We start from the raw sequence: 6,712 nt of genomic DNA on the forward strand, positions 1-6,712 counted from the left end.
AGAGCGTTGATGAATGTTTTGACTGTGAATAAGCCGCAATAGGTGAGGTAGCAGGTTTGAAAATATCAGACGCTTCTGCCCCTGCCAAAGAAACCAGTCTAAATAAAGGCTGGTTTTATTTTTTATATAAAAAGTATAAAATAAATCTCAGGAGGACTCGAAGGCGACCGTTAAAAAAACAGTCCGGTGGACTGTTTTTAGGGAGAGCGTTGATGAATATTTTGACTGTGAATAAGCCGCAATAGGCGAGGTAGCAGGTTTGAAAATATCAGACGCTTCTGCCCCCTGCCATTAAAAAGCACTTCAAAAAGGCGATATGCAAGCCATTTTTGAGGTGTTTTTGTTATTTATCAAGGATTTTAAAATTTGCTCTGTAGCTATTGATTTCTACAATTTTTGCTGATTTTTCTACAACTTTTCGGCTTTTTTCTTCTCTAAAAATCTGTTCATAATCAGAAGCTATTGCAATTTTAGAAGTTTTATCAATATGAGCATAAAAGCGAAAAGTAGTTGACGGATTACTGTGTCCTAACCATTCAGCTGTTTGGACATAAGAAAAACCTTTATTAAGCAAATTACTTGCCACACTATGCCTTAAATCGTGCAAACGCAAGCCGTAATAGTCCAAACTGTCAGCTATTCTGCGAAAATTCTTTGTTAAATAATTCGGTGTCATAACCGAACCGTTTTTTGCATAAATTCAAGCTGTTTATTTATAAGAATTTTCAAAAATCCCTTGCAATCTCATATTAATGGTGTTATAATTAAATACAATAAGTATTGTAAAGTAAGGAGTGGGAAGTAAGCCCACTCCTTTCTGTTTGCGACTGCGGTGTTTTATGTTTCTACATTGATTAAATACCGCAAAATAACTTGCAGCTCTGCATTGCACTGTTGCAAATGCTCATAAGGAGGTAATTATGGCAAAGAAAAAAGGCGGTCTTACTGTTACCAAGGTTTGGGAGCTTTGTGAGCCTATTGTTAAGGAGTTTGGAGTTTCGCTTTGGGATGTAAGATATGTAAAAGAGGGTGCAGACTGGTTTTTGAGGGTCTATATCGACAAGCCTGAGGGCATTGATATTACCGATTGCGAGAATGTTTCTCGTGCTATTGACAAGCCGCTTGATGAGCTTGACCCGATTGAGAGTGCGTATTGCCTTGAGGTATGCTCTCCGGGGCTTGAGCGTGAGCTTGTGCGTGATGAGCATTTTATGCAGTTCATCGGTGCAGACATCAAAGTCAAAATGCTTCGCCCTATTGATGGTATCGGCAGAGAGTTTGGCGGTGTGCTTGACGCATACGAAAACGGCGAGGTTACTATCTCTGACCATGACGGCGAAAACCACATCACTATCAATAAAAAAGATGCGTCTTGGATTAAGCTTGACGACTTTGATATGTAATTTCAGTTTATTAAAACAATTTTAAGATAAGAGAAAAGGATGATCAGAAAAATGAACAATAAGGAACTTTTTGCTGCTCTTGAAATGCTCGAAAAAGAAAAAGGCATTCCAATGGACTATATGATTGAAAACATCGAAAAAGGTATTGAGGTTGCCTGCAAAAACTATTACGGCGGTAATGACGAGGTAGTTTTTAAAATTCTGCCTGACAGAAACATTTTTGATGTAAGACTTATGAAAACTGTTGTTGAAGAAGTTTTTGACCCGGATTACGAGATTTCTCTTGAGGACGCTCAGAAAATTTTAAAGAGAAAAGTTATTAATCTTGATGATAAGGTTGCTATTCCGCTTGACCCTAAGGATTTAGGCAGAATTGCTATCGGTGCTGCAAGAAACACTATTCGCCAGGGTATTCGTACAGGTGAAAAGGGTCAGACTCTTTCTGAGTTCAAGAGCAAACTCGGCGAGCTTGTTACAGCTACCGTTGAGAGAATTGATCCAAAAAGTGGTGCTGCTGTTATCAGAATCGGTAAGAGTGAGGCTATGCTTCCAAAGAGTGAGCAGATTGGCCATGATGACCTCAAAGAGGGCGACCATATCAAGGTATATATCGCTGATGTTAAGACAAGCGAAAAAGGCCCTCGTGCTATCATTTCAAGATCACATCAAGACCTTGTTAAAAGACTTTTTGAGCAGGAAGTACCTGAGATTTTTGACGGCGTAGTTGAGATTAAGTCAATCACCCGTGAAGCAGGCTCAAGAACTAAGATGGCTGTTGTAAGCAACAACCCTGACATTGATGCTGTCGGTGCTTGCATTGGTACAAAGGGTGCTCGTGTAAACAGCATTGTTGATGAACTCGGCGGAGAGAAAATTGATATTATCGAGTACAGCGATGACCCACAGAAGTACATTTCAGCTGCTCTTTCACCGGCAAAGGTATTGAATGTTGAGATTACAGACCTTGAGGGCAAGCAGTGCAGAGCAACTGTACCGGACGGTCAGCTTTCACTTGCTATTGGCAACAAGGGTCAGAATGCTCGCCTTGCCGCAAGACTCACAGGCTGGAAGATTGATATTCGCCCAGAGAGCGGTTTCTTTGGTGAGGACGAAGAGGACGAAAAGCTTGAGGTTGCTGAGGACACAACAGCAGAAGATACACTCGACCTTGACGATACAGCAGAGGAAAACATTGATACTCTTGACCTTGACGGCGAGAGCAGCACAGAGAAAAGTGCTGAGGCTGATACTCAGGCTGACGAGATTGTAACAGAGGAATAATTTTATATAAAATATAAATATATAAATGCAGGGGAGGGATTTTATGACACAGAAAAAACAGCCACTCAGAAAATGCACAGGCTGTGGCGAAATGAAAGAAAAGCGTGAGCTTATCAGAGTAGTAAAAGCACCCGATACAAAGGATGAAAACGGCAATGTGATTTCTAATGGCGAAATAAGCCTTGACCTTACAGGCAAAAAGTCGGGCAGGGGTGCGTATGTTTGCCCTGACTGCGAGTGTTTTGAAAAGGCAAGAAAGGCAAGACGCTTTGAAAGGGCGTTTTCCTGCAAAATCCCCGATGAAGTTTATGAACAGCTTGAACAAAGCTTGAAAACAAACAGCTGAGGGAGGCTCATTATGAATGACAGAATATTGTCGTTGCTTGGCTTGTGCCGCCGTGCAGGAAAGCTTGTAATCGGAGCAGACCCCTGCATTGACTCAATGGCTAAGAGCAAGGCAAAACTGATTATATATGCAAAAGATTTTTCACAAAACAGCTTAAAGCCTGTTTTGGTGCAGGCCCATAAGCAGAATGTGCGTGTGCTTGAGGTAAACAGAAATAAAGACGAATTAAGCTTTTCGGTCGGCAAGCTTTGTGGAGTGTTGTCGGTTGAGGACAAAGGTTTTGCAGATAAGCTTGCTATGCTTATTGAAGGTGAACAGAGAGGAGAATAATATGATAAAATACAAAGTAAGAGATGTTGCCAAGGATTTGGGCGTTAGTGTAAAGGAAATTACAGATATTCTTGAGAAAAACTGCGGTGTTACTAAAAAGGCTATGGCTACTCTTGAGGAGAAGGAGTTAAACATTGTGTTTGATGCTGTAACTCAGAAGAACAATGTGGCAAGCCTTGACAAATATTTTGCATCAAGAAATAAAACAGCCGAGCCTGCAAAGGCAGAGGTTAAAACCGAGAAAAAGGCTAATAATAAGGATAACAAGGGCAATAAGGACAGCAAGCCTGAGAATAAGGACAATAAAAACGACGGTAAAAAGCAGAATAAGCCACAGGATAAGTCTGCTAAGCAGTCAAAGCAGGAGCCAAAGGCTGATACAAAGCCTGTAGAGATTACAAGCGAAGAAGAAACCTCAACACGCAAGCGTAGAGTAATTGATACTCGTGCAGTAAATGTTGATGTTGAGCGTTACAACCAGAAGTATGATGACCTTGCAAACGCATCTTCAAAAATGAGAAGCACAGACAATACTGTTAAAAAGCAGAAGTTTACTAACCGTTCTCAGAAGCAGAAGGGCAGAAGACAGGGCAAGAGAGAAACCGAGCAGGAGCGTTTGAAGCGTATTGCACTTGAGCGTAAGCAGAAGCAGATGACAATTCAGATTCCTGACGAAATCGTTGTTCAGGAGCTTGCGTTAAGACTTAAAGCTACAGTTGCCGAGGTTGTAAAAAAGGCATTCCTTATGGGCACAATGGTAACCGCAACCGATACAATCGACTTTGATACAGCGTCACTCATTGCAATGGAGTTCCACGCAAAGGTTGAAAAAGAGGTTGTTGTTACAATCGAAGAGAGAATTATTGATGACAGTGAAGATGACGATACAAATCTCGTAGAGAGAGCACCGGTTGTAGTTGTAATGGGTCATGTTGACCACGGTAAAACTTCAATCCTTGACGCAATCCGTCACGCAAATGTTACAGCAGGCGAGGCAGGCGGTATTACTCAGCATATCGGTGCATACAGAGTTGAAATCAACGGTAAGCCTATCACATTCCTTGATACACCGGGTCACGAGGCTTTCACAACTATGAGAGCAAGAGGTGCACAGGTTACAGACATTGCAATCCTCGTTGTTGCTGCCGATGACGGTATTATGCCGCAGACAGTAGAGGCTATCAACCACGCAAAGGCTGCGGGTGTATCTGTAATTGTTGCTATCAATAAAATGGATAAGGTTGGTGCAAACCCTGAGAATGTTAAGCAGCAGCTCACAGAGTATGAGCTTGTTCCTGAGGAATGGGGCGGCGATACACCATGTATTCCTGTATCTGCAAAGACAAAAGAAGGTCTTGACGACCTCCTTGAAATGGTAACACTCATTGCCGAGATGAAAGAGCTTAAGGCTAACCCTGACAGAGCCGCAAAGGGTACTGTTATTGAGGCTCGTCTTGATAAGGGCAGAGGCCCGATTGCTACCGTACTCGTTCAGAACGGTACACTTCATCAGGGCGACATCGTAATTGCCGGTACTTGCGTAGGCAGAGTAAGAGTAATGGTAAACGATAAGGGCGAAAGAGTTAAAGAGGCAGGCCCATCTGTTCCTGTTGAGATTACAGGTCTTGCAGAAGTTCCGCAGGGCGGCGATGTATTCAACGCAGTTTCAGATGAAAGACTTGCAAGAGAGCTTGTTGAGCAGAGAAAGGCATCTCAGAAAGAGGAGCAGTTCAAGGCTCAGACTAAGGTTACACTTGATAACCTTTTTGACCAGATGAAGTTAGGCGAAGTTAAGGAATTGCAGATTATCGTTAAGGCTGATGTACAGGGTTCTGTTGAGGCAGTAAGACAGTCACTTGAAAAGCTTTCAAATGACGAGGTAAGAGTAAATGTAATTCACGGCGGTGTTGGTGCAATCAACGAGTCCGATGTAATGCTTGCCGAGGCTTCAAATGCAATTATCGTAGGCTTTAATGTTCGTCCTGACAGCGTTGCTGCCGCAAATGCCGAGAGTGCAGGCGTTGATATGCGTCTTTACAGAATTATTTACGATTGCATTGAGGAGATTGAGGCTGCTATGAAGGGTATGCTCGCTCCTAAGACAAGAGAAGTAGTTCTCGGTACTGCCGAGTGCAGAAATGTAATTAAGATTAAGTCTGTAGGTACAATTTCAGGTTCTTATGTTAAGAGCGGTAAGATTGTAAGAAATGCAGGCGTAAGAGTAATTCGTGACGGTATCGTAATTGCCGAGGATACAATCGCATCATTACAGCGTTTTAAGGATGCGGTTAAGGAAGTAAACGAAGGCTACGAGTGCGGTATCGGTCTTGAACGCTTCAACGATATTAAAGAAGGCGACCTCTTCGAGGCTTACACAATCGAGGAGTATCGTGATTAATTGAATTTTACAACATAGGATTTCTTTTTAGAGATTCTATGTTGTATTATTCATATTACTTAATAGAAAGGAGATGCTTATATGAATGAAGAAATGAAGAAGTCTGTACAATCTATTGTTGATACAGCTATTGCTTGTTTTGCTGAAGGGTTAAAGTCAAGATATGAAAAAGAAGCGGAAGATCCAAGAGGCGTAATTAATTCTAAAAAAAATAATTGTTTTATTGCTGAACTTGGTGAAGAATTTATTTTTTACAGTGCTTTTGTAAGAAGCTTTGATAGTAGTTTTGGTAATGTTTTAGAGCGTATGGGCAATAATATTGCTAAATTATTTTATACTGTAAATAATGAAATTTCATCATTTTTATTACCTGAACAAACTCAGCATATTTCAAATATCATGAGTTCATATGATGATCATACGCCACCTGAAATTTGGCATTATACAAATCAACGCTTTATTACTCCGAGAAATACTGTTAGCTTTAAACAGGTTCACCAAACCGATAATTATTTTTATGATGAAAATACAAAAACTCATTATATTATTGAATTAAAAGCAGGTGGAGATTTAGACAATAAAAAATCAAGAGCAGAAAAGATAGAATTATTAAAGGAATATTTTCTGTTAAAGAATAAAATTTCGGATGAAGAACAAGTAAAAATATATTTTGCTACTGCTTATAATAAATTCGGTGAAGGAAACGAGTGGCGACAGGAAAGAGTAAAACAATATTTTGCCAATGAAGAACTTCTTATCGGTAAAGACTATTGGAATTTTGTTTGCAATGATAAAAACGGATTTAATATAATATTTGAACAATATAAAAGAAGTGTATCTCATATTAAGCGTTCTCTTGAATAAATTAAATGATGTTTTCTTAATGCAAGGAGATTGTTTTGAAAAAATGAAATCAATTCCCGACCATTCGGTTGATTTGATTTTATGCGATCC

7 protein-coding genes are annotated in these 6,712 nt (G+C 40.3%); 6 read left to right on the top strand and 1 reads right to left on the bottom strand.

The window, feature by feature from the left end:
- Positions 1 to 343 precede the first annotated feature (343 nt).
- Complete coding sequence (locus ACJMMI_RS05760; protein WP_405354258.1) at positions 344 to 700, bottom strand: tyrosine-type recombinase/integrase; 357 nt, start codon at positions 698 to 700, stop codon at positions 344 to 346.
- 220 nt (positions 701 to 920) lie between these two features.
- Here ACJMMI_RS05760 and rimP point away from each other — a divergent pair, with 220 nt between their 5' ends.
- From rimP to ACJMMI_RS05790, 6 genes are all read left to right on the top strand, one after another.
- The gene (rimP, locus tag ACJMMI_RS05765) at positions 921 to 1,403 is read left to right on the top strand and encodes a ribosome maturation factor RimP (RefSeq protein ID WP_405354252.1); all 483 of its coding nucleotides are present in this window, start codon (positions 921 to 923) and stop codon (positions 1,401 to 1,403) included.
- Between the two features lie 51 nt (positions 1,404 to 1,454).
- Entirely contained in the window at positions 1,455 to 2,684 is a 1,230-nt protein-coding gene (nusA, locus tag ACJMMI_RS05770) for a transcription termination factor NusA (protein ID WP_405354253.1), read from the top strand.
- A gap of 43 nt (positions 2,685 to 2,727) precedes the next feature.
- The gene (gene rnpM, locus ACJMMI_RS05775) at positions 2,728 to 3,030 is read left to right on the top strand and encodes an RNase P modulator RnpM (protein ID WP_405354254.1); all 303 of its coding nucleotides are present in this window, start codon (positions 2,728 to 2,730) and stop codon (positions 3,028 to 3,030) included.
- 12 nt (positions 3,031 to 3,042) lie between these two features.
- The gene (locus ACJMMI_RS05780) at positions 3,043 to 3,360 is read left to right on the top strand and encodes a L7Ae/L30e/S12e/Gadd45 family ribosomal protein (protein WP_405354255.1); all 318 of its coding nucleotides are present in this window, start codon (positions 3,043 to 3,045) and stop codon (positions 3,358 to 3,360) included.
- Position 3,361: 1 nt separating this feature from the next.
- Positions 3,362 to 5,758 carry a translation initiation factor IF-2 gene (gene infB, locus ACJMMI_RS05785; protein WP_405354256.1) on the top strand — a complete coding sequence of 799 codons (2,397 nt, stop codon included), beginning with the start codon at positions 3,362 to 3,364 and terminating at the stop codon, positions 5,756 to 5,758.
- Between the two features lie 81 nt (positions 5,759 to 5,839).
- The gene (locus ACJMMI_RS05790) at positions 5,840 to 6,622 is read left to right on the top strand and encodes a TdeIII family type II restriction endonuclease (RefSeq protein ID WP_405354257.1); all 783 of its coding nucleotides are present in this window, start codon (positions 5,840 to 5,842) and stop codon (positions 6,620 to 6,622) included.
- Positions 6,623 to 6,712: the final 90 nt, after the last annotated feature.

Source organism: Ruminococcus sp. (assembly GCF_045129435.1).
Classification (GTDB): Bacteria; Bacillota; Clostridia; order Oscillospirales; family Acutalibacteraceae; genus Ruminococcoides.

Excerpts from the sequence above, each read along its gene's own strand:
- rimP (WP_405354252.1), top strand. The coding sequence starts at position 921 with ATGGCAAAGAAAAAAGGCGGTCTTACTGTTACCAAGGTTTGGGAGCTT.
- nusA (WP_405354253.1), top strand. The coding sequence starts at position 1,455 with ATGAACAATAAGGAACTTTTTGCTGCTCTTGAAATGCTCGAAAAAGAA.
- rnpM (WP_405354254.1), top strand. The coding sequence starts at position 2,728 with ATGACACAGAAAAAACAGCCACTCAGAAAATGCACAGGCTGTGGCGAA.
- ACJMMI_RS05780 (WP_405354255.1), top strand. The coding sequence starts at position 3,043 with ATGAATGACAGAATATTGTCGTTGCTTGGCTTGTGCCGCCGTGCAGGA.
- infB (WP_405354256.1), top strand. The coding sequence starts at position 3,362 with ATGATAAAATACAAAGTAAGAGATGTTGCCAAGGATTTGGGCGTTAGT.
- ACJMMI_RS05790 (WP_405354257.1), top strand. The coding sequence starts at position 5,840 with ATGAATGAAGAAATGAAGAAGTCTGTACAATCTATTGTTGATACAGCT.